The sequence below is a fragment of the Serratia sp. B501 genome, assembly GCF_051172315.1.
In the GTDB taxonomy this organism is placed as follows: domain Bacteria; phylum Pseudomonadota; class Gammaproteobacteria; order Enterobacterales; family Enterobacteriaceae; genus Serratia; species Serratia ureilytica.
This window is the reverse complement of sequence record NZ_JBPIZB010000002.1, coordinates 109,309-136,133: the sequence shown is the minus strand read 5'-3', so window position 1 is coordinate 136,133 and position 26,825 is coordinate 109,309. Positions and strand designations below refer to the sequence as shown.

Annotated in this window: 26 protein-coding genes; 18 read left to right on the top strand and 8 right to left on the bottom strand. The window is 57.3% G+C overall.

The features are described from left to right. The first annotated feature begins 651 nt into the window (after positions 1–651). From ACSBQV_RS07110 to ACSBQV_RS07070, 9 genes are all read left to right on the top strand, one after another. The gene (locus ACSBQV_RS07110) at positions 652–1,173 is read left to right on the top strand and encodes a fimbrial protein (RefSeq protein WP_025302212.1); all 522 of its coding nucleotides are present in this window, start codon (positions 652–654) and stop codon (positions 1,171–1,173) included. A 78-nt stretch (positions 1,174–1,251) separates the two neighbouring features. Beyond that, complete coding sequence (locus ACSBQV_RS07105; protein ID WP_033642500.1) at positions 1,252–1,788, top strand: fimbrial protein; 537 nt, start codon at positions 1,252–1,254, stop codon at positions 1,786–1,788. A 47-nt stretch (positions 1,789–1,835) separates the two neighbouring features. Beyond that, positions 1,836–4,370, top strand: a complete 2,535-nt coding sequence (locus ACSBQV_RS07100) for an outer membrane usher protein (protein ID WP_074446877.1) — start codon at positions 1,836–1,838, stop codon at positions 4,368–4,370. A 79-nt stretch (positions 4,371–4,449) separates the two neighbouring features. After that, a complete protein-coding gene (locus ACSBQV_RS07095) occupies positions 4,450–5,214 on the top strand; it encodes a fimbria/pilus periplasmic chaperone (protein WP_089191437.1) in 765 nt (254 codons plus the stop codon). A 74-nt stretch (positions 5,215–5,288) separates the two neighbouring features. After that, positions 5,289–5,927: a fimbrial protein gene (locus ACSBQV_RS07090; RefSeq protein WP_033650638.1), complete on the top strand. Its 639-nt coding sequence runs from the start codon at positions 5,289–5,291 to the stop codon at positions 5,925–5,927. A gap of 50 nt (positions 5,928–5,977) precedes the next feature. After that, positions 5,978–6,532: a fimbrial protein gene (locus ACSBQV_RS07085; RefSeq protein WP_033642504.1), complete on the top strand. Its 555-nt coding sequence runs from the start codon at positions 5,978–5,980 to the stop codon at positions 6,530–6,532. Between the two features lie 24 nt (positions 6,533–6,556). Then, a complete protein-coding gene (locus ACSBQV_RS07080; protein WP_046686746.1) occupies positions 6,557–6,979 on the top strand; it encodes a hypothetical protein in 423 nt (140 codons plus the stop codon). Then, the gene (locus ACSBQV_RS07075) at positions 6,976–8,364 is read left to right on the top strand and encodes an FKBP-type peptidyl-prolyl cis-trans isomerase N-terminal domain-containing protein (protein ID WP_047024964.1); all 1,389 of its coding nucleotides are present in this window, start codon (positions 6,976–6,978) and stop codon (positions 8,362–8,364) included. The genes ACSBQV_RS07080 and ACSBQV_RS07075 overlap by 4 nt, the downstream gene beginning before the upstream one ends. Continuing rightward, positions 8,361–9,026, top strand: coding sequence for a response regulator transcription factor (locus tag ACSBQV_RS07070; protein ID WP_069100894.1), 666 nt, complete (start codon positions 8,361–8,363; stop codon positions 9,024–9,026). The genes ACSBQV_RS07075 and ACSBQV_RS07070 overlap by 4 nt, the downstream gene beginning before the upstream one ends. A 54-nt stretch (positions 9,027–9,080) precedes the next feature. Here the strand turns inward: ACSBQV_RS07070 and ACSBQV_RS07065 are convergent, their stop codons facing one another. The 4 genes from ACSBQV_RS07065 to deoC form a co-directional block, all read right to left on the bottom strand. After that, on the bottom strand, positions 9,081–10,448 hold the full coding sequence (locus ACSBQV_RS07065; protein WP_099783606.1) for an L-serine ammonia-lyase: 1,368 nt from the start codon (positions 10,446–10,448) through the stop codon (positions 9,081–9,083). A 93-nt stretch (positions 10,449–10,541) separates the two neighbouring features. Continuing rightward, a complete protein-coding gene (locus tag ACSBQV_RS07060) occupies positions 10,542–11,840 on the bottom strand; it encodes an HAAAP family serine/threonine permease (RefSeq protein ID WP_033650641.1) in 1,299 nt (432 codons plus the stop codon). A gap of 981 nt (positions 11,841–12,821) precedes the next feature. Further along, positions 12,822–13,586: a DNA-binding transcriptional repressor DeoR gene (gene deoR / locus ACSBQV_RS07055; RefSeq protein ID WP_042784074.1), complete on the bottom strand. Its 765-nt coding sequence runs from the start codon at positions 13,584–13,586 to the stop codon at positions 12,822–12,824. A gap of 153 nt (positions 13,587–13,739) precedes the next feature. After that, entirely contained in the window at positions 13,740–14,420 is a 681-nt protein-coding gene (deoC, locus tag ACSBQV_RS07050; RefSeq protein WP_033642510.1) for a deoxyribose-phosphate aldolase, read from the bottom strand. Between the two features lie 217 nt (positions 14,421–14,637). Here deoC and ACSBQV_RS07045 point away from each other — a divergent pair, with 217 nt between their 5' ends. After that, positions 14,638–15,471: a hypothetical protein gene (locus tag ACSBQV_RS07045; RefSeq protein ID WP_033650643.1), complete on the top strand. Its 834-nt coding sequence runs from the start codon at positions 14,638–14,640 to the stop codon at positions 15,469–15,471. A gap of 39 nt (positions 15,472–15,510) precedes the next feature. Here the strand turns inward: ACSBQV_RS07045 and ybjG are convergent, their stop codons facing one another. Both ybjG and ACSBQV_RS07035 read right to left on the bottom strand, forming a co-directional pair. Next, positions 15,511–16,116, bottom strand: a complete 606-nt coding sequence (gene ybjG / locus ACSBQV_RS07040; RefSeq protein WP_033642512.1) for an undecaprenyl-diphosphate phosphatase — start codon at positions 16,114–16,116, stop codon at positions 15,511–15,513. Positions 16,117–16,121: 5 nt separating this feature from the next. Next, on the bottom strand, positions 16,122–16,856 hold the full coding sequence (locus tag ACSBQV_RS07035) for a phosphatase PAP2 family protein (RefSeq protein ID WP_099783608.1): 735 nt from the start codon (positions 16,854–16,856) through the stop codon (positions 16,122–16,124). 291 nt (positions 16,857–17,147) lie between these two features. Here ACSBQV_RS07035 and eco point away from each other — a divergent pair, with 291 nt between their 5' ends. The 4 genes from eco (at position 17,148) to ACSBQV_RS07015 (ending at position 21,159) form a co-directional block, all read left to right on the top strand. After that, positions 17,148–17,660 carry a serine protease inhibitor ecotin gene (eco, locus tag ACSBQV_RS07030; RefSeq protein WP_033642514.1) on the top strand — a complete coding sequence of 171 codons (513 nt, stop codon included), beginning with the start codon at positions 17,148–17,150 and terminating at the stop codon, positions 17,658–17,660. 414 nt (positions 17,661–18,074) lie between these two features. Then, entirely contained in the window at positions 18,075–19,556 is a 1,482-nt protein-coding gene (locus tag ACSBQV_RS07025; protein WP_099783610.1) for a phospholipase, read from the top strand. Continuing rightward, the gene (locus tag ACSBQV_RS07020; RefSeq protein ID WP_099783612.1) at positions 19,553–20,326 is read left to right on the top strand and encodes an ankyrin repeat domain-containing protein; all 774 of its coding nucleotides are present in this window, start codon (positions 19,553–19,555) and stop codon (positions 20,324–20,326) included. Before ACSBQV_RS07025 ends, ACSBQV_RS07020 begins: the two co-directional genes overlap by 4 nt. An 89-nt stretch (positions 20,327–20,415) precedes the next feature. Continuing rightward, on the top strand, positions 20,416–21,159 hold the full coding sequence (locus tag ACSBQV_RS07015) for an ankyrin repeat domain-containing protein (RefSeq protein ID WP_099783614.1): 744 nt from the start codon (positions 20,416–20,418) through the stop codon (positions 21,157–21,159). A 477-nt stretch (positions 21,160–21,636) separates the two neighbouring features. Here ACSBQV_RS07015 and ACSBQV_RS07010 read toward each other — a convergent pair whose 3' ends face one another. Then, positions 21,637–23,325, bottom strand: a complete 1,689-nt coding sequence (locus ACSBQV_RS07010; RefSeq protein ID WP_004938680.1) for an aspartate:alanine antiporter — start codon at positions 23,323–23,325, stop codon at positions 21,637–21,639. Between the two features lie 294 nt (positions 23,326–23,619). Between ACSBQV_RS07010 and ACSBQV_RS07005 the strand changes: the two genes are divergently transcribed. Next, entirely contained in the window at positions 23,620–24,009 is a 390-nt protein-coding gene (locus ACSBQV_RS07005; RefSeq protein ID WP_033642521.1) for an inner membrane protein YbjM, read from the top strand. A gap of 39 nt (positions 24,010–24,048) precedes the next feature. On the opposite strand, the gene ACSBQV_RS07000 is transcribed toward ACSBQV_RS07005, so the two are convergent. Further along, the gene (locus tag ACSBQV_RS07000; protein ID WP_004938676.1) at positions 24,049–24,312 is read right to left on the bottom strand and encodes a GrxA family glutaredoxin; all 264 of its coding nucleotides are present in this window, start codon (positions 24,310–24,312) and stop codon (positions 24,049–24,051) included. 230 nt (positions 24,313–24,542) lie between these two features. Here ACSBQV_RS07000 and ACSBQV_RS06995 point away from each other — a divergent pair, with 230 nt between their 5' ends. The 3 genes from ACSBQV_RS06995 (at position 24,543) to ACSBQV_RS06985 (ending at position 26,432) form a co-directional block, all read left to right on the top strand. Further along, entirely contained in the window at positions 24,543–24,857 is a 315-nt protein-coding gene (locus ACSBQV_RS06995; RefSeq protein ID WP_094142953.1) for a YbjC family protein, read from the top strand. Positions 24,858–24,913: 56 nt separating this feature from the next. Next, on the top strand, positions 24,914–25,816 hold the full coding sequence (gene rimK, locus ACSBQV_RS06990; RefSeq protein WP_099783616.1) for a 30S ribosomal protein S6--L-glutamate ligase: 903 nt from the start codon (positions 24,914–24,916) through the stop codon (positions 25,814–25,816). Between the two features lie 136 nt (positions 25,817–25,952). After that, positions 25,953–26,432, top strand: a complete 480-nt coding sequence (locus tag ACSBQV_RS06985) for a YbjN domain-containing protein (protein WP_004938666.1) — start codon at positions 25,953–25,955, stop codon at positions 26,430–26,432. Positions 26,433–26,825: the final 393 nt, after the last annotated feature.

The window sequence follows — 26,825 nt, the reverse complement described above, 5'->3', positions numbered from 1 at the left end:
GTATTCCGATTGCCGTATTCCTAAGAAAAAACAAACATTCGCCGTCTACCAACAACGAGGTAAAACGCGAACAAAGAAAATTCCTATCTATTTATCAGGATTGAAAAAAAAGGCGTTGCCCGCCCCGTTTTTACCTATGTTCAGGCAGGGGGGCGTCACGCAGAAACCTAAAATTTTGGTTTATTATATTCACAAAGTGCCACTTTGCGATCTGATTACTTGTGAATCTCGCAAAAACAGGATATTGCTCTATAAAAGTATTTTTTACGATCTATGAGCCTAAAAATAACAGTAAATTAACTTTAATTAGGAAATAAATTGCGAATGTTCGCCTTGATCAAAAAAAGCCTTTTTTTGCTGAGAGGCATTTGCCAGAATATTCATCGCCGGACAAGAAGGGCGGATTAGAAAGTATTGGCCCCTGCTCGTTGTGATTTCGTTTATTTTTATAGGACGAATTCATTAATGGGTGGGCCGCTGCAGACTTACCGTTATCGACTTTTTATTGTCGGTGCCTTTGGGTTTTGGCAGTTAACCAACTAGCAAGATGCTAAAGAATCAGGGCTGCGCACATATAAGCGCGAGCAGGTTTCCTGTTGCTCTTTTTCTTGATTGGAATATGCATTTTTTCTTATAAGGAATATAGGTTCTATGAAACTTAACAAAATCATGATGGCTGCAGTGATTGCATTTGGCGCAAGTTCTTTTGCACAGGCAGCCGATCAGGGACACGGTAAGGTCACCTTCACGGGCTCTATTATTGATGCGCCATGCTCTATTGCGCCTGAGTCGATCGATCAGACCGTAGATCTGGGCCAAGTGTCCAACGTGGCGTTGAAAAACGGCGGCAAATCCAACCCGCGTCCGTTTGAAATCAAGCTGGAGCAGTGCGACATCACCACCCTGAAAACCGTTAAAACCACCTTCAGCGGCGTAGCATCGTCTACCGATAAGGATCTGCTGGGCATCGCGGGCACCGCCAGCGGCGCCGGCGTAGCCATCTCTTACAACGGCCAGCCGATCAAACTGGGTGAAGCGACTACCGCGCAGACTCTGAACACCGGCAACAACACCCTGCATTTCGCCGCCTACCTGCAGGGCGAAGGCGCTTCCGCCGCCATCGTTCCGGGCGACTTCACCGCCGTAGCCGATTTCACCTTGGCTTATCAGTAAGTGAGTCCGAAGGCTTAATCAACCAGGCATGGGGTTCGCCGCATGCCTGGTGAATCTCCCTGTCAAAGGAATGTCGCGATGTTTTTACCAAGGAATCGAGCGGGTGCCGTTCTTTTGGCGTCGTTGGCGTTTGCGCCCGGCTATGCAACTTCCGCCGCGCAGGGGTGGGGCAAGGTCAGCATGCACGGCGCCATTATCGACACCGCCTGCGCCATTGCCGCCGGCAGCCGCGATCAGACGATCGATATGGACACTCTTCCTCTCGGGCAGATCATTCGTGACGGCCAGGGGATGACCAAACCTTTCAGTATTGAATTGGTCAACTGCATTTTGGAACGGCCGGAAAATAAACCTGATTGGAAATTCTTTCAGGTCACGTTTGATGGTTATGCGGAAGGCGCTCTGTTTGGCGTACAGGGCGAGGCGCGCGGCGTCGCATTGAAGATAAAAGACAGCAACGGCACGCCGGTTATTCCAGGGAAACCCTTACCGATGGAAGGAATAATACCGGGGAATAGAGTGCTGAATTATTCCATGACGTTGATGCCGAATCATCAGCCGTTGAAGGCGGGAGCGTATTTTTCCACAGTGCGTTTTAAGCTGGATTATTTTTGATTTTTTCTCGTACTGACGGTTAATTCGTTATTGAAAGGACTTTTATTATGCTTTCACCGGCAGGGAAGTTATTTCGTCTTCAAGCTTTGGGGCTCTGTGTTGCCCTTTCTCTGGGAAATCCGATCGCGTTGGTCTATGCCGCCGACGTTATTCAATTCAATACTGACGTATTAGACATCAACGATCGTAAAAATATCGATCTGAGCCAATTTACGCGCAGCGGCTACATCATGCCGGGCGTTTATACCATGGTGGTGCACGTCAATAAGAACGACCTGCCGGAACAGCCGGTGACGTTTTTGGCGCCTGAGAACGATCCTAAAGGCAGTGAAGCCTGTCTTTCACCGGCATTGGTCAACCAACTGGGGCTGAAAGAAAAGCTGTTAAGCACGCTGAACTGGACACACGGCGGCCGCTGCCTTGACGCCTCCAGTCTGGCGGGGATGGAAGCGCGCGGCGATCTCGCCAGTTCCGCGCTGTATCTCAACATCCCACAGGCCTATCTGGAGTACAGCTCGGAAAACTGGGATCCGCCTTCGCGCTGGGATGACGGTATTCCCGGGCTGCTGTTTGACTATAACGTCAACGCCCAAACGCAAAAGCACCAGAAAGGCGGCAGCAGCTACAGCCTGAGCGGCAACGGCACCGGCGGCGCCAACCTGGGCGCCTGGCGCCTGCGCGCCGACTGGCAGGCCAACCTCAACCACCAGACCGGATCTTCTCAGCCGACTGACAAACAGTTCGACTGGAGCCGCTATTACGCCTATCGGGCGATCCCGGCGCTGCGTTCGCGGCTGACGATGGGGGAGGATTACCTGAACTCCGACATTTTCGACAGCCTGCGCTTTACCGGCGTCAGTCTGCGATCCGACGACAGCATGTTGCCGCCCAACCTGCGCGGCTATGCGCCGGAAGTGACCGGCGTGGCGAAAACCAACGCCAAGGTGGTGGTCAGCCAGCAAGGGCGCGTGCTGTATGAAACGCAAGTGGCGGCGGGGCCGTTCCGCATTCAGGACATCAACGACGCCGTTTCCGGCGAGCTGGACGTGCGCGTCGAAGAGCAGGACGGCAGCGTGCAGGAGTTCAAGATGAACACCGCCAACATTCCTTACCTGACGCGCCCGGGCACGGTGCGTTACAAGCTGGCGACGGGCAAACCGTCGGAGTGGGGGCATCACCTGCGCGGGCCGATGTTCGGCACCGGCGAGTTCTCCTGGGGCATCAGCAACGGCTGGTCGCTGTACGGCGGTGGCATCGCCGGCGGCGATTACAACGCGCTGTCGCTGGGGATCGGGCGCGATCTGATGGCGCTGGGGGCGCTGTCGTTCGACGCCACGCAGTCGCGCGCGCGTTTGCCGCAGGAGGGCACACTTACCGGCGGTTCGTATCGGTTGAGCTATTCGAAGAACTTCGATGAATACGACAGCCAGGTCACCTTCGCCGGTTACCGCTTCTCCCAGGAGGACTTCATGAGCATGGGGGACTATCTCGATGCGCGTTACGAAGGGGGACGCAGCGGCAAGAGCAAGGAGATGTACACCATCACCTTCAACAAACAGTTCCGCGATCTGGGGCTCAGCACCTATCTCAACTACAGCCACCAAACCTATTGGGATCGGGCGCCGAACGATCGTTACAACCTGATGGTATCGCGCTACTTCGATATCGGCGATTTCAAGAACGTCAGCGTATCGCTGTCGGCCTATCGTAACCGTTACAACGAGCGCAACGACGACGGGATGTACCTGTCGCTGTCGCTGCCCTGGGGCAGCGCCGGGACGCTCAGTTACAACATGACGCTCGATCGTGAAGAGAACGCTCATCGGGTCGGTTACTACAACCGGGTCGATGAACACAACAACTATCAGATCAGCGCGGGCGCCGCGCGCAGTGGGGCGACCGCCAGCGGGTATTACAGCCATCAGGGCGATATGGCGCAGATCAACGCCAACGCCAGCTACCAGGCCGGTCGCTACAGCGCCGTCGGCATCGGCGCGCAGGGCGGCCTGACGATGGCGGCGGAAGGGGCGGTGCTGCATCGCGTCAATACGCCGGGCGGCACGCGCTTGCTGCTCGATACCGAAGGCGTCGCCGGCGTGCCGGTGCGTGGCTACGGCAGTACGGTGCTGACCAACCGTTACGGCAAGGCGGTGGTGGCGGATGTGAACAGCTACTACCGCAACAAGGCCAGCATCGATCTCAACAGCCTGGGCGACAACGTCGAGGCGACGCGTTCCGTGGTGCAGGCCACGTTGACCGAGGGCGCCATCGGCTACCGCAAGTTCGAGGTGATTGCCGGCGAGAAGGCGATGGCGATCGTCAAGCTGGCGGACGGCAGTGAGCCGCCGTTTGGCGCCACGGTGCTGAATGCCCGCAAACAGGAGACCGGCATCATCAATGACGGCGGCAGCGTTTACCTGTCCGGCCTCAACCCCGGCGAGCGCATGAGCGTGCACTGGAACGGCGCGGCGCAGTGTGAAATCCAGCTGCCGGCGCCGTTGCCGGCCGAAATGCTGATGAACACGTTGCTGCTGCCTTGCCGTCCTCTCACCGGTAACAAGCCGGCGGAGAACGCCAACTGATACCCCCGGCGGAGCGTGCTTCGCCGCTAAACCGCCGGGGCGGAATCGCCCGCCTTCGGCTGACTGGAACCGTGAAGACATGATGAATCTGACTATGACCAGAAAGACCGTTTCCCTTTTGAGCTCGCTCGCCGCCGCGTTGACGATCGGCGCGATCGGCCTGCCCGCCCATGCGGCTATCGCGCTGGATCGCACGCGCGTGATTTTCGACGGCGACCAGAAAACGGTCAGCCTCAACATCAGCAATCAGAATAAGCAATTGCCCTATCTGGCCCAGGGGTGGATTGAAGACGATCGCGGCAACAAGATCCAAAGCCCTTTCACCGTGCTGCCGCCGGTGCAGCGGGTGGAGCCGGGCAAACCGAGCCAGGTGAAGATCCAGTCGCTGCCGGCGGCGCGTCAGCTGCCGCAGGACAGGGAGACGCTGTATTACTTCAACCTGCGCGAGATCCCGCCGCGCAGCAATAAGCCGAACACGCTGCAGATAGCGTTGCAGACGCGCATCAAAATGTTTTATCGCCCGGCGGCGCTCGCCCCGAAAAAGAACGCCGCACCGTGGCAGGAGCAGCTGACGCTGACCCGGCAGGGTGACAAGTACGTGGTGAACAATCCGACCCCGTATTACGTGACGATCGTTGAGGCGAGCGCTGGCAAGGGCGGGAAAGGGGCCGCCGGCTTTGAACCGTTGATGGTGGCGCCGAAGGCCAGCGCCTCGCTGAACGTCTCAGCCGCGAGCCTCGGCAGCGGCCCGTCGCTGGCGTACATCAACGATTACGGTGGTCGGCCGCAGTTGAACTTCCGCTGCGCCGGCAATGCCTGCCAGGTCGTGCCGGTCGCCAAATGACGCGCCGCGCGCAAGCAGGGAAGACCAAGTCATGAACACAGCGGAGTGAACGAATCATGCAACGAAAGAACCCCATGCTGTTGGGAAAGGCCTATGAACGTCATCAGCGACGCACTATTGGCCTGACGGTGTTGGCCGCGCTGATGGTGCCGCTGACGGCGGGCACGATGTTGATGCTGATGCCGCCGGCCCGCGCGGTGGATAACTGGGACGTTGAGGGGGCGAACGGCACGCTCCACGTCTACGGCGCGTTAACGGAAAGCGCCTGCAGCCTGGAAATGACCACCGCCCGCCAGGAGGTATGGCTGGGCGAGACGGGAACGGCGCACTTCCAGCGCCCGGGCGATCGCGGCACGCCGGTCGCCTTCGAGCTGACGCTGAAAGACTGCCTGCGGGCGCCGGCGAGCAACCGCGACGCCTGGACCGGGGTTCTGGCCTGGAGCGGCAGCCAGCCTGCGGTGTCCGTCGCGTTTTCCGCGCCGACGGATGACGACGCGCCGGGTCTGGTCAGGGTCGCCGGCGTCACCGGTTTGGGGTTGCAGTTGGCGGATGCCCGCGGTCTGCCGGTCCGCCTCGGCACGCGCAACAAACCGGTATTGCTGACGCCGGGACAAAACACCCTGACGTATACGGTGACGCCGGTGCGCACTCCGGCGACGCTGAGCGCCGGCGCTTACCGCGCGGCGATCGATTTCCGTCTTTATTACGACTAATACGCCGCTTGCGCCTGGCAGGCGCAAGCATAACCAAAGGGAGTGGCGTCATGCGCGCGACAGAGACGAACCGGCGCCGAAGCGCGCTGCTGGGAGCCGGCATGGTGATGCTGGCCGGCATGATGGCGCAGCCGGCGGCTGCGGCGGAAAACATGCGCTTTCACGGTACGCTGGTGGCCGAGCCGTGTGTCATACAACCGGGGGATGAGGACATCCAACTGGATTTCGGCACCATCGTCGACAAATACCTGTACCTGAACACCCGCACCCACAGCCAAACCTTCGCGTTGCACCTGACCGAGTGCGATCTCAGCCTGGGCAATACGGTGGCCATTACGTTTACCGGTACTGAGAACGCCAAACTGCCCGGCCTGTTGGCGTTGGATGGCGGCAGCCTGGCGTCGGGGATCGGCATCGGGCTGGAGGACAGCAGCGGCAAGGCGCTGCCGCTCAATCGCGCCAGCGATAAATTCCGTCTGAACGCCGGCAACACCACACTCACGCTGCAAGCCTATGTGCAGGGAGAGCCGGAAGCCATCCAGACGAAGTCCATCGGCCGCGGCACCTTCAGCGCGGTGGCCACCTTCACGTTGGAATACGAATAAGCGCCTACAAGGACAAGAAACGCAATGATGAGAAAGCACGTCAATCACGCCCTGCGCATGGGGATGCTGTGCCTGTTGGCGTTGAGCGCCGCCGCTTGCCAAAGCCAAAAGCCGGGCAAGCCTGCCGTGAACACCCAAAATCAGGCTGCGCAACCTCCGTCAGAAGAGGTGTTGCGCAAGCAGCGTGAGGCCGAGCAACTGCGCCAGTGTCAGGAGCAACTGGGCGCGTTGCGCACGATCAACGAGAAACAGTATCAGCGCTACAAACAGGCGTTCGACAGCCTGATGAGCGGCGCTTCCCAGTACGCCAACCTGCGCGCCCGGGTAAACGGTGACACGCAGGAGACGGTGGATGCGCTGTATCGCTACAAGGTCAACTATCTGTGCGCCGGGGTGAATCAGGCGGTGTTGACCGGGCTGGCGGATCGCGGGGAGCAGGTTAAATGAGGCTGCGTCTGCTGGGCTGTGTCGCTTTGCTGTTCACCGGCGTCGCGCAAGCGGACGACGGCGTGCCGGCGCTGCTGCAGTTTGCCGAGCAGTATCAACGGCAGAATATCGGTCCGGCGACCGAAAAAACGGCGCCGGACGACCGTGAGTCAGGGAAAAAAAAGCGTGAGCCGGCGAAGCGCCTGTCGGACAACAGCCAATCCGCCTCACCGGCCAAAACGTTTACGCTGAGCCAGGAATTATTGGCGCGCGATCAACAACTGGCGCGCCAGCGAATGGCGCTGACGGCGCTGCGCCAGGAGCTCGCCGCGCTGCGGGCGGAGAAAGCGGCGCCACCCGTCGCGGCGTTGCCGGACTCGTCAACGCTTCAACAGTGGATCGCCGGGCTGGGCGCCGCCTGGCGTGGTTCGCCCGACGCGCAGCGCGCCGAGGCGCTGTTGCGTCAGGCGACGCAGGAAACCGCCAAAAGCAGAGCGACGGCGGCGCAGGCCGAACGGCGCGTCACCGAACTTGAGTCTGCCGCGCAGGCATCGGCACAAACGCTTGCACAACGCCAACGCGAGCACCAGGAGGCGTTGCACGCTCTGCGCGCCGCGTTGGAAGAAAGCGAGCAGAAGCGGGCCGGTGAGCAGAAGGCGACTCAGCAGGCGCGCGAAGACCTGCTGGCGTTGCGTAAGCGGCTGCAATGGGAGATGACGCCGGAGCAGTTGAAGGATGAACGCAAGCGTTTGTCCTATGCGGCGGGCAGTGCGCTGGGGCGGGATATTCAGGGGTTGATGACGGAGCGTCAAAGCTGGGGCGTGCCGGTGGATCGCGACAGCCTGTTGGCGGGCGTTATCGACAGCGTGTCGGGACGTTTGCAGCTGTCGCCGCAGGAACTGAATACGTTGACGGCGCAGGCGGATGCCGCCGCCGTGGCCGCGCGTGAGAAACGCGTTAACCAGCAGCGGCGGCGCGATGACGATTACCTGACGCAGTTCAGTCAACAAAAGGGCGTAAAGCAGTCGGCGATGGGCTTCTGGTATCGGGTGGATTATGCCGGGGAGGGGGCGCTGGCGCCAACGGCGGTGGTCGATGTTGTGGTGAAAGAGAAGCTGACCGACGGCACGGTGATCCAGGATATGGATCTGAGCGGCAAGGTGCTGTCGCAACCGCTGTCCGAATACCCGCCGCTGTTCCGGGAGGCGATAAGTCATCTGCACAACCACGGCTCGTTGACGATGGTCGTGCCGCCGGCGCTGGCCTACGGTGAAACCGGCTACCCGCCGAAGGTGCCGCCCAACGCCACCATGGTTTATGAATTGCGCATCGACAACAGCCAGGCGCCGGCAAAGGGCGTCCAGGCGGTTAAACGGGAAGCCGACACGGCGGGAGGGCAGGGATGAACACGATGATAAAAATCGCGCTATTTGATGAGAATCGATACTTCAGCGCAGGTTGGCAAGAGGCTCTGGCGCTGCACTTCAGCACTTACGGCAAGCGCACGCTGTTAGTGGATGCGCGGCAGGCTCATGAAGCCGATCTGGTGTTCTGCTATTTTCCTCCCGGCGTGCAAAGCTGTTTTTGTCACCTCTCTGAGGCGCAGCCCGTGGGGCGTAAAACGCTGTATTTCTCGTTGCGAACGCCGGAGGGAAGGCATAAACGCACCGTCGGTAACCGCTGCTCGCTGGAGGCCGGCGTCATCTACCACGATATGCCGTTGGTTTCGGCGCTGTATCAGGTGAGCGCCGAGCTGGAGCGGCGTAGCAAATGGCCGGGCAGACTGAGCTGTGGCAGGAACTGCGCATGCCAACACCGGGGCTTGACGTTGCGCGAACAAGAGATCATGCGCTGCATGACGCGGGAGATGGGAGTCACGCAAATCGCCCGGATGCTGGATATTAGCGTGAAGACGGTCAGCAATCACAAGATGAGCGTCATGCGCAAAATGGGATTCCGGCGTAATGCCGAACTTTACGGCTGGCTGCGGCACAGCGCTCGTCCCGGGGCTGTGGGGCTTCGTGCGGGCATTCAGCCCGGCATTGCGGCAGGAAAGGATCGCTATTGAAACGGCGCCGGCCAAGTCACACCGGCCGGCGCCTTAAGTGCCTCGCCGTGGCGATCAGTTGCAGGCCACGACCTTGATCGCCAGCCCGCCCTGTGAGGTTTCGCGGTATTTGGCGTTCATGTCTTTGCCGGTCTCGTACATGGTTTCGATCACCTTATCCAGACAAACCCGCGGTTCGCTGGTCCGGCGCATCGCCATGCGTGCGGCGTTGACCGCCTTAACGGCGGAAATGGCGTTGCGTTCGATGCACGGCACCTGAACCTGGCCGGCGAGCGGATCGCAGGTCAGCCCCAAATGGTGCTCCATGGCGATCTCCGCCGCGATGCACACCTGCGCCGGGCTGCCGCCGAGCAGCTCGGTCAACCCGGCCGCCGCCATTGAACAGGCCACGCCCACTTCCCCCTGACAACCGACTTCGGCGCCGGAGATCGAGGCGTTCATCTTGTACAGCGCGCCAATCACGCCGGACGCCAGGAAATAGCGGGTGTAGGAGTTGGCGTTCACCGGGCGGATGAACTTGTCGTAGTAGGCCAGCACCGCAGGGATGATGCCACACGCGCCGTTGGTCGGCGCGGTGACCACGCGGCCGCCGGCCGCGTTCTCTTCGTTGACCGCCAACGCGAACATGTTGATCCAATCGACCACGTTCATCGGATCGATATTGTTCTTGTCTCCGGTCACCAGAATGCGTCGCAGCGCGGCGGCGCGGCGCGGCACTTTCATCGGACCGGGCAGCAGCCCTTCGGTGTTGATGCCGCGCTCGATACCGGCGCTCATCACCTGCCAGACATCGGCGAAATGCGCGTCGATATCCGCCTTGCTGCGCAGCGCCAGCTCGTTTTGCATCACCAGGCCGGACAAGGACAGCCCGGTCTCCTTGCAATGCTGCTGCAGATCGTGCGCTGATTTGAACGGATAGGGCACCGGCGTGGCGCCCTCGGCGGACTGGCCGAAGTGCTCTTCGTCGACGATAAAACCGCCGCCGATCGAGTAATAGGTTTTGCTGTGCAGCAGGCGTTCACCGGCGAAGGCGCGGATGCGCATGCCGTTTTCATGCAGCGGCAGGTTGTCGCTGTGGAAGTTCATGCCGCCGTGCAGCGGGAAATCCACCTCGCGGTGGCCGTTGGCCAGCGGCAGGCGGCCGCGTTGCTCAACGTCGCGAATAAAGCCCGGAATGCTGTCGATGTCCACATCGTGCGGCAGGTTGCCGGCCAGGCCCATGATGATGGCGATGTCGGTGTGGTGACCTTTACCGGTCAATGACAGCGAACCGTAGACGTCGACCACCACGCGGGTGGTGTCCTGCAACTGCTGGTGCGCGATCAGCTCGTCGACGAACTGTTTGCCGGCCTTCATCGGGCCAACGGTGTGGGAGCTGGATGGGCCGATGCCGATTTTGAAAATATCGAAAACGCTGACCATGGTCTCGCCTCCTTCTTCAGGTTTCAGGCGGTGAATACGGGAAATGGGGGAGTGCGGGAGGGCCGGCGCGCAAGCGGCGCCGGCCGGGCGTGATTAGCCGAGCAGGCTGAACACGATGGCAGAGATGGCGATCAGACCCATCACAACCACGAACACGTTGCTGATGTGGCCGCTGTACTTGCGCATGGCAGGCACTTTACGGATGGCGTACATCGGCATCAGGAACAGCAGCATGGCGATGATTGGGCCACCCAGGGTTTCGATCATGCCCAGGATGCTTGGGTTCAGGGTGGCGACGATCCAGGTGGTCACCAGCATGAAGATAGCGGTCATGCGGTTCAACTTGGCGGTGCTGACGGTTTTGCCGCGGCTCTTCATCGACTTGGCGACCAGGCCGTTGAAGCCTTCACGGGCGCCCAGGTAGTGGCCCAGGAACGATTTGGTGATGGCGACGAAGGCGATAACCGGCGCGATGTACTCGATCATCGGGTTGTTAAAGTGGTTGGCCAGGTAAGACAGAATCGAGATGTTCTGCGCCTTGGCTTCCGCCAGGTTTTCCGGTGTCAGGCTCAGCACGCAGCTGAACACGAAGAACATCACGGTCAGCACCATCATGATGTGTGCATAAGCCAGAATGCGGGAGCATTTCTTCTCGGCGTCTGCGCCGTACTCTTCGCGTTTGGCGACGGCGAAGGCGGAGATGATCGGCGAGTGGTTGAAGGAGAACACCATCACCGGGATTGCCAGCCACAGGGTCATGATCAGGCCGTGACCCATGCCGGTACCGCTGCCGGACAGCGACACGTTTTCGAAGATGGCGCCGGTCCAGTTAGGGATCAGGTATACCGCCAGCAGCATCAGCACCGCCACAAACGGGAAGACCAGGATGCTCATGGTTTTCACGATGGCCTGCTCACCGAAGCGCACGATGGTCATCAGGCCGACGATCAGGATCAGCGACAGGATGGCGCGCGGCGGCGACGTCATGCCCAACTGGTGGGTAATGAAGCTGTCGACGGTGTTGGTGATCGCCACGCTGTAAACCAACAGAATCGGGTAGATGGCGAAGAAGTACAGCAGAGTAATCAGTTTACCGGCGGTGATGCCGAAGTGCTCTTCTACCACGGCGGTGATGTCTTCACCGGGATTTTTACCGGACAGAACGAAACGGCACAGGCCGCGGTGGGCAAAGAAGGTCATCGGGAAAGCGATGATGGCCATGATGATCAAAGGAATCAAACCGCCGATGCCGGCGTTGATTGGCAAGAACAGGACGCCTGCGCCGATGGCGGTGCCGTACAGGCCCAACATCCACATGGTATCCGTTTTACGCCAGGTAGTGCTGGAACCCGAAGCCGCAGAGGCAATTGTGCCGGTCTGTGTAGTGTCCATAAATATCTCCGAAGTGAACACGAATTTAAAATTAAAAGGCAAAACTTAAGGTTAAACCGTCAAACGTCCTATTCAGGCAACGCTTGCGGTAAGAATCAGGTGTTGCTTGCGGGGATGTTTTGGCGTCCCCCTGGTTGTTTATTGTGTTCATTACCACAGGCACAGCGCCGGGTAATTCACCAAAGACTTTTCACCGCCACGGGGTGATAAAAGTCGTTACCGCTGCCGACAGGTCTTTGCCTGTCGATTTTTGTTGGCGGCAAGATAACGATTTACAGTAGAAACAACCGTGATCCTGCTCTCAAATGCGTAATGTGTGCAGTTATCTGCTTTTTCATCGATTTTTCGCGCATTTGTTGCACATTTGTGTAAGATTTTGTGCTGAGAACGCTCTCATAAAAATTTCTGCGATTATGCGGCTTGTACAATAATTAGCCGGATAAAGCGCTGTGCTCAGCAGCAAGCCGAGCAATATATTTTATGCGTGGTTTTGGATCTAGCTAAAAACCCGGATTAAGCAGTTTTAGTGACGTAGATCACATTGTATTTTTAAGTCAAATGAGCGGTATTGATTTGTTTTTAAATGATTTTAATTGAAAAACACCGCTAGTAACGAAGGGAAATTACTTACGTGGTTAGCGGATAAAAATGCGTAACCATTCATCATATAAATAACAGATAGCTAACAGGTATTGGCGAGATTTGCTGCAATAGCCTAACCGGCCGTTTATTTAAACATCCCGGTCTTTGGCGCGATTTATCATATAAAAGCCATAAATAGTCGTTAATTCATCCAGCCGAAAGCGGGTTTGACCAGAGAGAAAATAATCACTCGGGTGACCTGTTGCATTTTATTAACCTGATGTTGCGTGAGGATAAGCGAAAAATGCGTATCGATTGCGCATTATTTGTTCATCTCGGGCTGTGGGAAAAGAGAGATTTCAGCGGCGCGCCGTCGTTTCCGACGGCGCTGAAGGGGGATCAATAGCGGGTAGCGATGGCGTTATCGTTGAAGAACGCCATGAAGTCGGCGTCCGGCTGGCGATCGGTGATCACCCGATCGAACTGCGTCAGCGGGCCGATACAGGCCGGCTTGATTTTGCCGAACTTGCTGTGATCCGCCACCAGGATCTTTTGCTGCGCCATCGCCATCGCGCGATGCTTCATCTCCAGCTCGTCGAAGTTGAAGCAGGTGGCGCCGTGCCGCAGGCTGAGGCCGGCGGCGGAGATAAAGGCGATGTTCGGGCAGATGTGATCGAGCTCATTGCGGCCGCCGACGCTGGAAAAGATGTAGTTGTTCGGTTTGAACTCGCCGCCGCACAGGATCACCTTGCAATTCGGTTTGTCTTGCAGCGCCAGGAAGGTGTTCAGCGAATGGCACACGGCGGTGAAGGTCAGTTCGTCGGCAATGGCGTCGATGATCGTCGGGGTGGTGGTCCCGCAGTCGAAAAACACCGTGTCGTTTTCATTAATCAACGGCGCCGCCAGCAGGCCGATGCGCCGTTTCTCCGTGACCTGTTTGGCTTTTTGATCGGAAACGAAGTAGTTGGTCACGCCGTTGCTGCGCGGATCGGTCACCACATAGCCGCCGAGCAGCACCACCGCCGCCGGCTCGGCGCTCAGATCGCGGCGAATGGTCATCTCCGAGACCCCCAGCAGCGCGGCGGCTTCTTTCAGGTGGATCTTGTCAGCGCGTTTTAACGCCTGAACTAACCGGTTGATACGTTCTTCGCGCCGCGTTTCCATAGATCCGTCTTCCCACAGGTAGTAGAGGTAAAAAAGCGTGCCGCCGTTTCCGGCGCTAAACACAACGATGCGGGGCAATATCGGGCCGCATCGGCCGCCCGTATTGTCCCGCATCGGAGTGTATTGGCTGCGCCCGTCAAGGCGCGCCGACGATCAGTAGCTGCCAGCCGCCGCCTGCGCGCCGGATACGATGGCAACGCCGGAGCTGGTGCCGATACGCGTGGCGCCGGCTTTGATCATCTTCTCGGCGGTGGCGCGATCGCGCACGGCGCCGGAAGCTTTCACGCCCATTTCGCTGCCCACCGTCTCGCGCATCAGTTTGACGTGCTCCTCCCGAGCGCCGCCGGTGCTGAAGCCGGTGGAGGTTTTAACGAAGGCGACATCGAGTTCGCGACACATTTCACAAACCTGGACGATCTGCGCATCGCTGAGCAGGCAGGTTTCCAATATTACCTTCAACGGGATCGCCGCGCAAACCTCGCGCACGGCGGCGATGTCGGCTTTCACTTCGTCCAGCAGGCCGCTTTTCAGCCAGCCGACGTTGATCACCATATCGATCTCTTGCGCGCCGGCGGCGATCGCCGCTTTGGCTTCAAAGGCTTTGGCGACGGTCAGGCCGGCGCCCAGCGGGAAACCGATCACCGAGCAGACTTTCACGGTGCTTTCCTGCAGCAGCTGGGCCGCCAACGGCACGTAGCCGGAGTTGACGCACACCGCATAGAAGTTGTGCTGCTGGGCTTCTTCGCACAGTTTGGCGATCTGCATTTCGGTGGCGTCCATGGCCAGCAGGGTGTGGTCGACATAGCGGGCGTAATCGATGTTTTCGGAGGTCATCGCGGTTCCTTAATGAAGTTGAGAAAAGAGCGTTGATAGAGGATGTGAAAATAATAACATTACAATGCGGGTAAACCTAGCGGGATTTGAAAAATGTCGACGAGATCATAGTTATCTCACTGTTATATGTATAACTTAGGGGAGGTTTATTTGTTATTTAAATAACATTTTCAGCGGCCGCTCGCGGCCTGCGCGGGCGAAATGTCGAGGGAAAACGATGAAAATCAACATTGATCTGGTTCCTGCCGCGTTCGGGGCGCATCGGCAGGCGCTGTTCCGCAATGCGGATTTCGCGGTGAGCGCCCATCGCTGCGCAGAGCGCGGGCCAATGCTGACGCTGGCGAATCGGCGCGGCGCACTGACGGTCTTGCCGTATCAGGGCCTGGCGATTTGGGACGCTGAATTTGACGGTTACTCATTGAAATCGGGCCGCCGCAGCGGGCGGGGCGCCGGAAGAAAGCGCGATGATGTCGCCGCGTTCTGCCCCGCCTGGCCGAGTCACGACGGCGCATCGCTCCAGATGCAACGCGTGTGGCTGCAGCTGGCGGGCGACGAGCTGACGTTGCAGGGCGAAGGCGAGCGGTTGGGCGAGGGATGGCGCATCGGCCCGGCGCTGCGTTTGGCGGCGCAGAGCGCGCAGTTCGCCATTGAGATGAAAGTCACCAATCTGGCCGATCGGCCGCAGCCGCTGCGCTATGTGTGCCGCCTCAACTACGATTGCATTCCCGACGCGGTATTCCGCCAAAACTTGCCGACGCCGGCGCTGTTGGGGGAGGCGCTCGGGCAGGAACTGCTGTGTTCCGACGATCTGTCTCGCTACGTGGACCGAGCCGAATTCTTTATGCTGGCGCCGCAAGGCCGGCGCTATGTAACGCGTTTCGCCACCGGGCAATTCAACTATGGTCTCCGGCGCATCGCCGTTCAGGGCAACCGGCAGTTGCTTTCCTTTATCCAGCCGGCAAACTGCCGCCCGAATGCGCCAGAGGGTGAGGGAGTGATGCTGGGAGCGGGAAAAACGCGGGCGTTCTGCGTGACCACCGGCGTGGTGTGAAATAAGCAGGGGCGGTAACGCCCCTGTCATGTTGTGCGGTTACTCTTTCACCCAACCGCGGCGAATGGCGAAGGCGAACAGGAAACGATACAGGCGCGACAGCCTGTCGGCGATGACATCGCCGAACAGATTCCACACCAGTTGGGCGAACAGGCAGCCCACCAGACCGAGCAGGAAACCGCCGACCATATCCAGCGGCCAGTGCACGCCGAGGTAAACGCGTGACCAGGCGATGCCGACGGCGACGATCATCAGCAGCACGCCGGACCAAACGCGGTGCCAGAACAGGAACGCCAGCGCGAAGGTAAAGATGGCGGTGCCGTGATCGCTCGGGAACGAGCTGTCCGGCGCGTGTGGCAGGAAGGTATAACCGACGCCGGCGACGAACGGGCGCTCATGCGGCAGCAGCGCGCCGATAGCGGAAGCGGCAAGCATGGCGAACAGCAGCGCGATAGTGGTTTTCGCTACCACCTGGCGTTGCGAAACCAGCTGGCTTTGCGGCCCCCACAGCCAAAGACCGACGATCAGCAGCGGCACGATGATGATCAGGTCGCGCGCCAAAAAGGTGGCGAAATCGATCATCCATTCGGGAGACGCCGGAGTCGCATTGATCCAGGCGAAAAGAAAATGGTTCAACTGTTCCATAACCGTTACCTCGTCTTGCGGCGCCAATAGCCGCTAACCGTCCAATAAATAGCCAACTGGCTTAACCAAACCCACCAACCCGCCCACAGGTTATGGGTAAGAAAATGTGCGCCGCGCATGATCTGACCAAAGCCCATCACCATGCCTAGCGCGATGCTGCCGCACCAACACCACCAGGCGAGGCGCGGGCGCTGCGGATAAAACAGGAAAAACAACGCCATCACCGCGAAACCGCTCGAGGCGTGCCCGCCGGGGAAACAGCGGCCGGGGCCCGGCAGCGCCGGTACCGCGCCGAATAAAGGGAAGGACATCGCCTTGCCGCCGTACTCAATCAGATCCCACGGGCAGGAGTGCGCGCTGGTGGCTTTGAGAACGCCCACCACCAGCGGGCCGATGCCAATCAGCAGCATGGTCACGATCAGGCGCGCGCTGCGGCGATAGATGCCCCAAAACAGCGTCAGCACCGCGCCTACGATCACTATCTGCTTCAACAGGCGGTGATTGATCAGATCCAGCCAATAATTGTTTTGCCACGGGAAATGCCCGCTGGCGGCATCGTACCAATAGTTGCTGATCGCCCAATCCAGCTGTTCGTTGCGGGAGAGCCACAGAAACACCAGACCGCTGATCAGCAGGCCAAAAACCTGCCAACGGTAAAAGGATGTCGACAGGGAGTAAAGGGCGGTTGTCTTAATTTGCGGTGTCGTTGAGGATTGATTTAATGACGATTCTGGATTCACGCGCAGGCTCGGTGACAGGATTGAATGACGTCACTGTAATAATTCTGTCTTAAGAAAACCTTAGTCCGCCGGCAAGAAAACCCTATCTGATACACCCGCTTGTGCGAAGGTAATCGCTTGTTTTTCTCGTCTTAACCCGAGGGTGTGCTGGCTAATTGCTCCGCTTAACGGTTTATATCAGGCGATTGTCACTATTAATCACCTATTGTAAAGAAGATTAAACCTGTGGCGGGCTTGGCGGTAGTGTATTAGTTTATAGTCGGATTATTTGACAAAGTGTAGGGATAAAACATGAACAAGGCATCCGTTGTATTTTCCGGCCTGCTGATGGCCGTTTCCGCTGGCGCTATGGCGGCGACCTCTGGCGATGACGCAGACATGAGCAAACAGCCGCTGGAAAAAGTCGCGCCTTACCCGAAAGCCGAGAAGGGCATGAATCGCCAGGTGATCTACCTGCCGAAGCAAGAGCACGAAGAGAACTACAAGGTAGAACTGCTGATCGGCAAGACGCTGGAAGTGGACTGCAACCGCCATATGATTGGCGGCACGCTGGAGACCAAAACCCTGTCCGGCTGGGGTTATGATTACCTGGTGCTGGAGAAGCTGTCTGAACCGGCCTCGACCATGATGGCCTGCCCGGACAATACCAAGACCAAGAAATTCATCGCCGCTAACCTGGGCGACGCCGCGATGCAGCGCTACAACAGCCGCCTGCCGATCGTGGTGTATGCGCCGAAAGACGCGGAAGTGAAATACCGCATCTGGAAAGCCGAAGACACCGTAAGCCAGGCTGAGCAGAAATAACCGCCGCCTGACGCCGCTCCGCTGGCCATTCCCGGTTGGCGGAGCTTTCTCCTTCCTGTCTCCTTATCATTCCCGCATCTTTGACACTCGACTGATTGCTTTCGGACGTGGCTTTTAGGCGCGACATGGCAACGAAATACGCAATCCAATACCTCTTCACAAGGGCACAGGAAGCACGCAGCTGCATGGATGGGAGAGGATGCGCGCGTATAGAAATAGAGCAAAGAAATCTTTACTGAAGTGTGATAATTTTGCGCATGCCCTATTAATGGAATGACACAGAAGATAAGGATATCCAATGCGTTATCGTTCGCTAACGCTCGACGAGCCCCGTAACAGCCGCACACCTGGCGAGTTGCTTGATGATGGTGCGCCTGTGCCGACCACGGAACCCTGCGAGTGGGCAGGCACCGTATGAAACTGATTCATTTCTCCTCTGAACACACGGCGCCGGAAAGCTTTTCCAGGATACTTAACCCGACAGCAGCGCGGCATGAGCTGGAACGGCATTATTTGTTCGGCGGCGCAGCCGGCATATCGATAAGCAGCCGGTATCCGATTACCCGCAATACTCAATCCGGGATTGGCGTCACCGGTTATCGTGAGGACTTGGCTATGAAGCGCAGCGTACTCGATGAGATCAACCGGGGCGGCTTGCTGGCGATTGAACAGGGAATGGGCACCTGGACGCCGACGAAATATGCCTTTTACGTCGACGCGGAAGGCCGATTGCAGCGCTACCCAGGCAGCTCTCTTCCCGCCTTTTATCCTACCGGGCGCGTGATCGCCCGCTATGAAGAAATGGTCAGCCGCTATGGCCACCGGGCAAAACCGACGGTGCTGCCGGCGAGGCAGAATACGACCCGGAATCCCCCTCTGCAACAAGCCATTGCTACCGCAGTAGCAACCGTTGCCGCCACGGTGCAGGCCATCCGCCCAATGACCAAGGCAGAACGCTGGCAAGAACGCCAGTACTTGATAGGGCGAGGCAACCGCAGCATTTACCCGGATGCGCGCATGGCGGCACAGCGCCTGGCGGAGAACAACGTTGCGGTCGAAAAGGCGAAGTTGGCTGAGAATGTCTATAAGACCACTAACCCGCTCAAGGACACGATAGACATCCCTGAAGGCTGGAAGGATATCAGTAACAATGATGGGGCACTGGGTCGGCTAGGTTTGAGCAGTAACATGCTTTATGACAAACCAATGAATCCTGATTTTTTAGCCCGAGTTTATCAGCCAGACGAGAGTGTCTTTGGTAAGGCGATGAACCCGACGGTGGTGTTCCGCGGATCGCGCGCACCAGAATTCCCGGAGGGGATAAGCCACGCAGCCCAAAAAGCCTTATTAAGGGGGGACTTGTCAGGCGTTAAAAATCTCAGTGACTGGAAAAACAACGGTGCTCAAGGAATAGGACTTAATTCTGAATACTACAAAAAAGCGGTTGGTATTGGCGATAAAATTTCAAAAGTATCCAATATCGACGTTGCAGGTCATTCATTAGGAGGAGGTATGGCGTCCGCGGCCTCTATGGCCAGCGGCAAACCTGCTTGGACGTTTAATGCAGCAGGCCTGAATGCGGGAACCGTCGAAAAATACGGCGGCTCTATAATAGGCAGCGCCGATAATATTCAGGCGTATCGCGTAAAAGGAGAGCTGTTGACCAAGCTGCAGGAGGTTGATTTATGGGAGGATGCCAAAGACCTCAAATTTTATCCGCCTGCGGTGATGGCGAAAGAACGGTTGTCCATGTTGGCGCCTGACGCCGTGGGAGTAAAGCATACGCTTCCCGGTGGAACAGGTTCACTGCTGGATAAGCACGGTATAGACCAGGCGATACAATGCATTGAAAATGAGAAAGACGATGACATTGCCACAATCAAGGGACGAATATGAAAAAAATCATACTCATTATCACGATGCTAGTGTCTACGCTCATCATGCAGGGGTGCAAACAAGGTATGGATTTACAACCACAGGATTATTTTGACGGTCAGCAATTGGACATTGCCAAAGCCATTTATGATGGTGACAGGCCGCAGTTGGATAACTTATTGTCATCAGTAAACAAAGAGATCTTAAATCGTCCAGCTAAGGAAGAAATGACCTTATTGTTTTGGGCAATAAACAATGCCATCTATGACAAAACCACACCTGAAAGGCTGAAAATTATCACTGACTTGGTAAAAGCCGGAGCAGACCCTTTACAGCCTCAATCTAACACGCCGGGTAGTCCCGCTGAATTTGTTATGAAAGCGGATAAAGGCATCTGGATACAGGCTATGTTAGAGGGCGGACTCTCTCCAAATGCTAAGGATAAGGTTCATAATCAACCCATTATATTCAATAGCATCTTTGCAAAAAACACAGAGACATTAGAGGTCATGTTGGATTATGGCGCTGATATAAATATAAGAAATTCACTGGGTGATACGCTGCTCATCGATGCTTTAGATTATCACTCCTATGACCACGTCATTTTTCTATTAGAAAAAGGCGCCAATAGCGATATAAGAGGCAACTCAGGTTGGACGATGGGCAATCAACTGCAACGGCTGATTAATAGAAGTCAGGATGGCAGCGAGGCGAAAGCGTCTCTTGAGCGCATCAAAGACGAGCTAATTAAGCGTGGTGGGAAATGGCCGCCTGCTCCTGTCAGTCAATAAGCCGTTCTCAGTATCCCAAGGGTGTAGAGGGATACTGATACGGTAATAAAGCAAAGTTGGGCCGTGGTTATGTTAAAAACGGAGATGGCATGAGGCACAGCGCTCTTATCATTATCATGTTGCTGTCGATGCTCATGATGCAGGGATGCGAACAAGGTAGGGATCTACAGCCACAAGATTATTTTGAAGGGACGCAGCTGGACATCGCCACCATCATCTACGAGGGGGACAGGCAAAAGCTGGATAAGGTTTTACCGACGGTAAGCAAAGAAACGTTAAATCGGCTGGCTAAGGCGGATATGACGTTGCTATTCTGGGCGATCAATAACGCTATCTTTGACAAGAACACGCCAGAGCGGCTCAAGATCATTACGGATTTGGTCAAGGCGGGAGCAGACCCATTGCAGCCAAGGCCGGAAGGGAGAAGTAGCCCGGCTGAGTATGTCATGAAAGCGGATAAAGGCGTCTGGATACAGGCTATGCTTGAAGGCGGACTATCGCCTAATGCAAGGGATGAAATAAACAATCAGCCAATAATTTTCAAAAGTTTTCAAGCGGTTAATACAGAGACATTGAGTGCTCTAATAGCTTACAAAGCTGATGTTAATATCAAAGGGGCTATGAACAGAACGCCATTAATTAATGCGCTGTATAACAGTTGCCCAGAACACATTGAGGTTCTTTTGGCTCATGGAGCTAATCCATTAGCCAAAGATGATTTTAATGACAGCTTCCTCTCTCTGATTTTTGCGGAAATAGCTAAAGGGGATAAGAGCAATGCGTATATAAAGAAACTAATTAAAATTAAAGAAAAAATAAAACAGGTGAATTAGATAGTCTCGACTATCATGGGGGACAATGCTGGTCTTCTTTCAGTGCGGTAACATGACGTTATGATATACAGGAAGATGATGGAATGAGCCACCAAAGAGCACCCAGCCGACGGCGACGAGAGTGCTGTTGTTAAGTCCCGTTTGTGACGCCATCTCTTTGAACAGTGGCGAACCCACAAGCAGCGTTTCTATGTTGAAACCTGCACATTGATAGGGATGCTGGCGTAAGCGACGCTCAGAGATAGGATGCTTTATGCCTGACGACAAGGCCGCGACAGCAGGTGTTGTGGGCTGCTTCAGGCAACAAAAAACCCGATAATCTTGAACCTAAAAGGCGGGATTATCGGGCTCCACAAAATGGGGACATCAAAGAAAAGCAGTGGCACTAATTCAGACTGCGGCCCCCAACGAAAGTTCTGGCCGGCGACAAAAAAATCAAAATATTTTTATCGCCGATCCATCTCTCTCGCTAATCGATCAGCCGAGTATGCCCGGCCATAGCACCACGATGAGTGAACCCGCTAGCGTTAACAGCACGTTAGCGATGGCGTAGGTGCCGGCGTAGCCCAGCGCCGGGATGTTGCTGCGCGCGGTATCGCTGATGATCTCCATCGCCGGCGCGCAAGTGCGGGCGCCCATAATCGCGCCGAACAGCAGGGCGCGGTTCATGCGCAGCACGTAGGCGCCGAACAGGAAGCAGATAATCACCGGCACCAGGCTGACGATCAGCCCGGCGATCAGCATCTGGCCGCCGACCGCGCCCAGACTGTGGCCAATGCCGGCGCCGGCGCTCAGGCCTACGCCCGCCATAAACACCATCAGGCCGAACTCTTTCACCATGTTCAGCGCCCCCTGCGGAATGTAGCCGAAGGTCGGGTGGTTGGCGCGCAGGAAGCCGAGCATAATGCCGGACATCAGCAGGCCGGCGGCGTTGCCGATGCCGAACGAGAAGTTGCTGAACTGTATGGTGATCTGGCCGATCAAAAGGCCGATGATGAAGAAGGCGCAGAACGCCAGCAGATCGGTCACCTGGCTGTGAATCGAGATAAAGCCAATTTTCTCCGCCACGCTCTTCACCCGGCGCGCGTCGCCGCTCACCTGCAGCACGTCGCCTTTGTTGAGCACAATGCTGTCGTCGATCGGCATTTCGATCTGGCTGCGGATCACGCGGTTGAGGAAGCAGCCGTGGTCGGTCAGCTTCAGCTGGCTCAGGCGTTTGTTCACCGCGTTGCTGTTCTTCACCACGATCTCTTCGGTCACGATGCGCATGTCGAGCAGATCGCGATCGAACACTTCCTTACCGTTGCGGAAGCTCGGATCCAGCCGCGCGTGGGCGTCCGGGTAGCCGACCAGCGAAATCTCATCGCCCACCTGCAGCACCGCGTCACCGTCCGGGTTGGCTAGAATGCCGTTGCGGCGGATGCGTTCGATGTAGCAGCCGGTCTGGCGGTAGATGCCCAGCTCGCGCAGGTTCTTGCCGTCGGCCCAGGCCACCAGCTCGGGGCCGACGCGGTAGGCGCGGATCACCGGCAGGTAGACCTTGCGCTGGCTGTCGGTGTCCAGGCCGCGTTCACGAGCGATTTGCTGGGCGGAGGTGGACAGATCCTGGTGCTGCAGCTTCGGCAGGTAGCGCGCGCCAAAAATCAGGCTGACCAGACCGATCAGGTAGGTGAGGGCATAGCCGAGGCTCAGATGATCCTGCGCCGCCAGCAGCGCCGGGCCGTTGACGATGGTGTTGCGCAGCGTATCGCCGGCCCCCACCAGCACCGGCGTGGAGGTCATCGAGCCGGCCAGCATGCCGGCGGTCAGGCCGATGTCCCAGTGGAACAGCTTGCCGAGACCGATGGCGATCACCATCGCCGAACCGACCATTACCAGCGCCAGCATCAGGTAATTTTTGCCGTCGCGAAAGAAAATCGAGAAAAAGTTAGGCCCGGCTTCCACCCCGACGCAGAAAATAAACAGCATGAAGCCGAGATTCAGCGCCTCGGTGTTAATGGCGAAGTGTTGCTGGCCGAGCAACAGGGAAACCACTAAAACGCCAATGGAATTACCGAGTTGGACGGAGCCCAGACGGAGTTTACCGAGGCACAGCCCCAGCGCGAGTACCACGAACAGTAACAGAATGTAGTTACCGTTTAACAAACTAGCGACGTTTATGTTCACGGAGGATAACTTATTGTTTACCAGTAAGTGCTTGATATAGATAACTATAAGAGATAAATTCAGCCTTAAAACGACGTCATAAATCACCACCAGCAGAAAGCGAAGCGAACCATCGTTCGGCGGCGTTCATTCTAGACGCTATGACCGATGACAGCCAGCACAGAAAGCTGATTTCCTGCGCCGCCGTGCGCATTTAACTCTCTTTTGACCAAGGAAAAAATTCGGTTCAGCGTCACCTCACGGGTGGCCGGGCTGATTTCTATTGATGCGGTAATTGGGCGGGGGAGAATTCGCATGACGAGTTATCGATATTGGCTGGGCATTCTCAGCTGTTTTCTGTTGTTCAACCTGGTGTTTCTCGGCCAGCAAACCGGCCTGTTCGGCAGCACGGATCATGAGCACCACGGGGAAACCGGCCTGCTGCTGTTTGTGATCCCCGGCGCGATCGCCAGCTATCTGTCGAGCCGCAAGCGGCTGCTGTGTCCGCTGCTGGGGGCGCTTTATGCCTTGCCGCTCTGCCTGCTGATCCGTCACTTCTGGCTGACGCCGTCCTATTCGTTCTGGCAGGAGCTGGCTTACGCCACCAGCGCGGTGTTCTGGTGCGTGTTCGGCGCGATGCTGATGCTGTTCGCCCTCGGTCTGTTGCACACGCTCCAGCAGCTGCATCGGCGGCAGCGGCAATAAAAAAAGGCGCGTTAAGCGCCTTTTTTGTCGTTCAAAAACTTACTGGAACAGGTTCAGGTGTTCTTTAGCGTAAGCTTCGAAATCGGTGCAACCGCCGATGTGCTTCTCGTCCAGGAAGATCTGCGGAACGGTTTCAACCGGTTTACCGACGGTTTTTTCCAGATCGGCCTTGGTGATGCCTTCCGCGTGGATGTCAACGTAACGGAAGTTGAAATCGTCGCGTTCTTCAGTCAGTTTTTCCGCCAGTTCTTTAGCGCGGACACAATAAGGACAGCCAGGACGCCCGAAGATTACTGCAAACATGCAACGCTCCTTAATTGGATTTTCAAAAAATTGTTCGCTACCGCAACGACATCCCGTCACCGAAAAAGTCATTACCTGCGTCAGATGGCGCCTACTATGCCCGTTGAGGCGGTGAAAAAAAAGCAGGAATTACCTGTTAATCTGATTCATGTAACCAATTAGTCTGCCGGGGCTGTCGCCGCCGACGGGAATTCACTACACTGGGGGCAGACCTTCTGGAGAAGAAAAATATGCGTTCATTCGGTGACTTACCGCGCCCGGTGCTGGTGTTGGAAGGGCTGGGCATCGTGATGCTGGTATTGGCCTACCTCAGCATTCACGGGCATCTGCAGCTGCCGGGCTGGCTGGCGTCGCAACAGGCGGCGGTCGGCATGATTTTCCTCGGCGTGGCGCTGATGGTGCCGGCGGCGGCGTTTCTGGTATGGCGCGTGGTGCAGGGGTTCGGGCCGCTGATGCGCGGCGGCCTGCCGCCGGAAAACGATCGCCGCAAGCCGCAAGATACGGACGCATCGAAAAATCATCAGGACAGCGATCCGCGCGCCTGAGCGCCGCGGCCGCTAACCCGCCTGCGGGGCAGGCGTTGGCCTTTTTGGGGTGACGAGTGAAAATTGCCATTCTTTCTCGCGACGGATCGCTCTATTCGTGCAAGCGGCTGCGTGAAGCGGCGGAAGATCGCGGGCACAGCATCGATATCATCGATCCGCTTTCCTGTTATATGAACATCAACCCGGCGGCGCCGACCATTCACTATCGCGGCCGTCAGTTGGAGCGTTATGACGCGGTGATCCCGCGCATCGGTTCCGCCATCACCTTTTACGGCACCGCGGTGCTGCGCCAATTCGAGCTGCTTGGCAGCTACCCGCTCAACGAATCCGTGGCCATTACCCGCGCCCGCGACAAGCTGCGTTCGCTGCAACTGCTGGCCCGGCAGGGTATCGATCTGCCGATCACCGGTTTCGCCCATTCACCGGACGATACCGGCGATCTGATCGAACTGGTCGGCGGCGCGCCGCTGGTGGTCAAGCTGGTGGAAGGCACGCAGGGCATCGGGGTGGTGCTGGCGGAAACTCGCCAGGCGGCGGAAAGCGTGATCGACGCCTTTCGCGGCCTGAACGCCCATATTCTGGTGCAGGAGTACGTGCGCGAAGCGCTGGGCCGCGACGTGCGCTGCCTGGTGGTGGGCGGCCGGGTGGTGGCCGCCATCGAGCGGCAGGCGAAGCCCGGCGAGTTTCGTTCCAACCTGCACCGTGGCGGCAGCGCCCGCAAAGTGACCATCACCGCCAGGGAGCGGGCGATTGCGGTCAAAGCGGCGAACACGCTGGGGCTGGACGTCGCCGGGGTGGATATCCTGCGCGCCGAGCGCGGCCCGCTGGTGATGGAGGTCAACGCCTCACCGGGGCTGGAAGGGGTGGAAACCACTACCGGGCTGGACATTGCCGGCATGATGATCGAATACATCGAGCAGCGCGGCCGGCCGGGGTTCCGCCTGAAATCGGGCGGCTGACGGTACGCGCGTTGCGCTTTTCCCGCCGAGCAATATCTTAATTAGTGAATTAAGCCGCATTGATCGTGGCGTATCGGGTGAATATTCCGTAAGCTATGCGCCTTTTCGCGTTTTGAATATTGTGAGGCTGGTTATTATGGATTCACTCATTGTCCCCGATTTGGCGCTGTTGCGGCGCTGGCTGGATCAGTCGGGCATTTCTTTCTTTGAGTGCGATTCCTGCCAGGCGCTGCACCTGCCGCACATGCAGAACTTCGACGGCGTGTTCGACGCCAAGATAGATCTGGTGGACAACGTCATTCTGTTCTCCGCGCTGGCCGAGGTGAAGCCGACCGCGCTGATCCCGCTGGTGGCGGATCTGAGCCAGATCAACGCCAGCTCGCTGACCATCAAGGCCTTTGTCGACATTCAGGACGACAACCTGCCGAAGCTGATCGTCTGCCAGTCGCTGAGCGTGGCGGTCGGCATCACCTACGAGCAGTTCACCCACTTCATGCAGCAGGGCGAAGAGCAGGTCTCGATGGTCATCCTCGAGGCGCGGGCGAACGATCTGCTGTTTATGGGGGACGAAGAAGAGATCCCCGCTGGCGCCGTGCGTCAGCCGATGCTGCACTGATCCTCGCTGTACCTTAAGCATGCCGTCGCTCCGGCGGCATGCTGCCGTGACTCCCCTCCGCAATTAAATATTCTGCACTTTGGCCTCTGCCGCCCGATCTTTCTCGGCTTTTACGCCGTTAATGCCGTATCACATAGAGAAAAATTGCATAAAAAATCGATAAATGGCGTTTTTTACCCTGGGGGCTGGCGGGTTGCGATGGCAGCGGCTATGCTGCTGATTCTGCAAAGGGCTTGCGATTTCCCTTGTAACCACGCGAGCAGGGCAGTGCAAAAAGGCGCATGCAATCATATGCATAGCCATTCATTTCGCGGTTGCAACGATTGCGCTCAATCAGGAAAGGTTTTGTATCGCTGCAGATACAAGTTCAATTCTATGATTTACCCTGTTTTG

Excerpts from the sequence above, each read along its gene's own strand:
- ybjG (WP_033642512.1), bottom strand. The coding sequence starts at position 16,116 with ATGGAACAGTTGAACCATTTTCTTTTCGCCTGGATCAATGCGACTCCG.
- ACSBQV_RS07025 (WP_099783610.1), top strand. The coding sequence starts at position 18,075 with ATGAAACTGATTCATTTCTCCTCTGAACACACGGCGCCGGAAAGCTTT.
- ACSBQV_RS07070 (WP_069100894.1), top strand. The coding sequence starts at position 8,361 with ATGAACACGATGATAAAAATCGCGCTATTTGATGAGAATCGATACTTC.
- ACSBQV_RS07090 (WP_033650638.1), top strand. The coding sequence starts at position 5,289 with ATGCTGTTGGGAAAGGCCTATGAACGTCATCAGCGACGCACTATTGGC.
- deoC (WP_033642510.1), bottom strand. The coding sequence starts at position 14,420 with ATGACCTCCGAAAACATCGATTACGCCCGCTATGTCGACCACACCCTG.
- ACSBQV_RS07020 (WP_099783612.1), top strand. The coding sequence starts at position 19,553 with ATGAAAAAAATCATACTCATTATCACGATGCTAGTGTCTACGCTCATC.
- ACSBQV_RS07080 (WP_046686746.1), top strand. The coding sequence starts at position 6,557 with ATGATGAGAAAGCACGTCAATCACGCCCTGCGCATGGGGATGCTGTGC.
- ACSBQV_RS07060 (WP_033650641.1), bottom strand. The coding sequence starts at position 11,840 with ATGGACACTACACAGACCGGCACAATTGCCTCTGCGGCTTCGGGTTCC.
- ACSBQV_RS07085 (WP_033642504.1), top strand. The coding sequence starts at position 5,978 with ATGCGCGCGACAGAGACGAACCGGCGCCGAAGCGCGCTGCTGGGAGCC.
- ACSBQV_RS07005 (WP_033642521.1), top strand. The coding sequence starts at position 23,620 with ATGACGAGTTATCGATATTGGCTGGGCATTCTCAGCTGTTTTCTGTTG.
- ACSBQV_RS07000 (WP_004938676.1), bottom strand. The coding sequence starts at position 24,312 with ATGTTTGCAGTAATCTTCGGGCGTCCTGGCTGTCCTTATTGTGTCCGC.
- ACSBQV_RS07100 (WP_074446877.1), top strand. The coding sequence starts at position 1,836 with ATGCTTTCACCGGCAGGGAAGTTATTTCGTCTTCAAGCTTTGGGGCTC.
- ACSBQV_RS07110 (WP_025302212.1), top strand. The coding sequence starts at position 652 with ATGAAACTTAACAAAATCATGATGGCTGCAGTGATTGCATTTGGCGCA.
- ACSBQV_RS07045 (WP_033650643.1), top strand. The coding sequence starts at position 14,638 with ATGAAAATCAACATTGATCTGGTTCCTGCCGCGTTCGGGGCGCATCGG.
- ACSBQV_RS07075 (WP_047024964.1), top strand. The coding sequence starts at position 6,976 with ATGAGGCTGCGTCTGCTGGGCTGTGTCGCTTTGCTGTTCACCGGCGTC.
- eco (WP_033642514.1), top strand. The coding sequence starts at position 17,148 with ATGAACAAGGCATCCGTTGTATTTTCCGGCCTGCTGATGGCCGTTTCC.
- ACSBQV_RS07015 (WP_099783614.1), top strand. The coding sequence starts at position 20,416 with ATGAGGCACAGCGCTCTTATCATTATCATGTTGCTGTCGATGCTCATG.
- ACSBQV_RS07105 (WP_033642500.1), top strand. The coding sequence starts at position 1,252 with ATGTTTTTACCAAGGAATCGAGCGGGTGCCGTTCTTTTGGCGTCGTTG.
- ACSBQV_RS07095 (WP_089191437.1), top strand. The coding sequence starts at position 4,450 with ATGATGAATCTGACTATGACCAGAAAGACCGTTTCCCTTTTGAGCTCG.
- ACSBQV_RS07065 (WP_099783606.1), bottom strand. The coding sequence starts at position 10,448 with ATGGTCAGCGTTTTCGATATTTTCAAAATCGGCATCGGCCCATCCAGC.
- ACSBQV_RS06995 (WP_094142953.1), top strand. The coding sequence starts at position 24,543 with ATGCGTTCATTCGGTGACTTACCGCGCCCGGTGCTGGTGTTGGAAGGG.
- ACSBQV_RS06985 (WP_004938666.1), top strand. The coding sequence starts at position 25,953 with ATGGATTCACTCATTGTCCCCGATTTGGCGCTGTTGCGGCGCTGGCTG.
- deoR (WP_042784074.1), bottom strand. The coding sequence starts at position 13,586 with ATGGAAACGCGGCGCGAAGAACGTATCAACCGGTTAGTTCAGGCGTTA.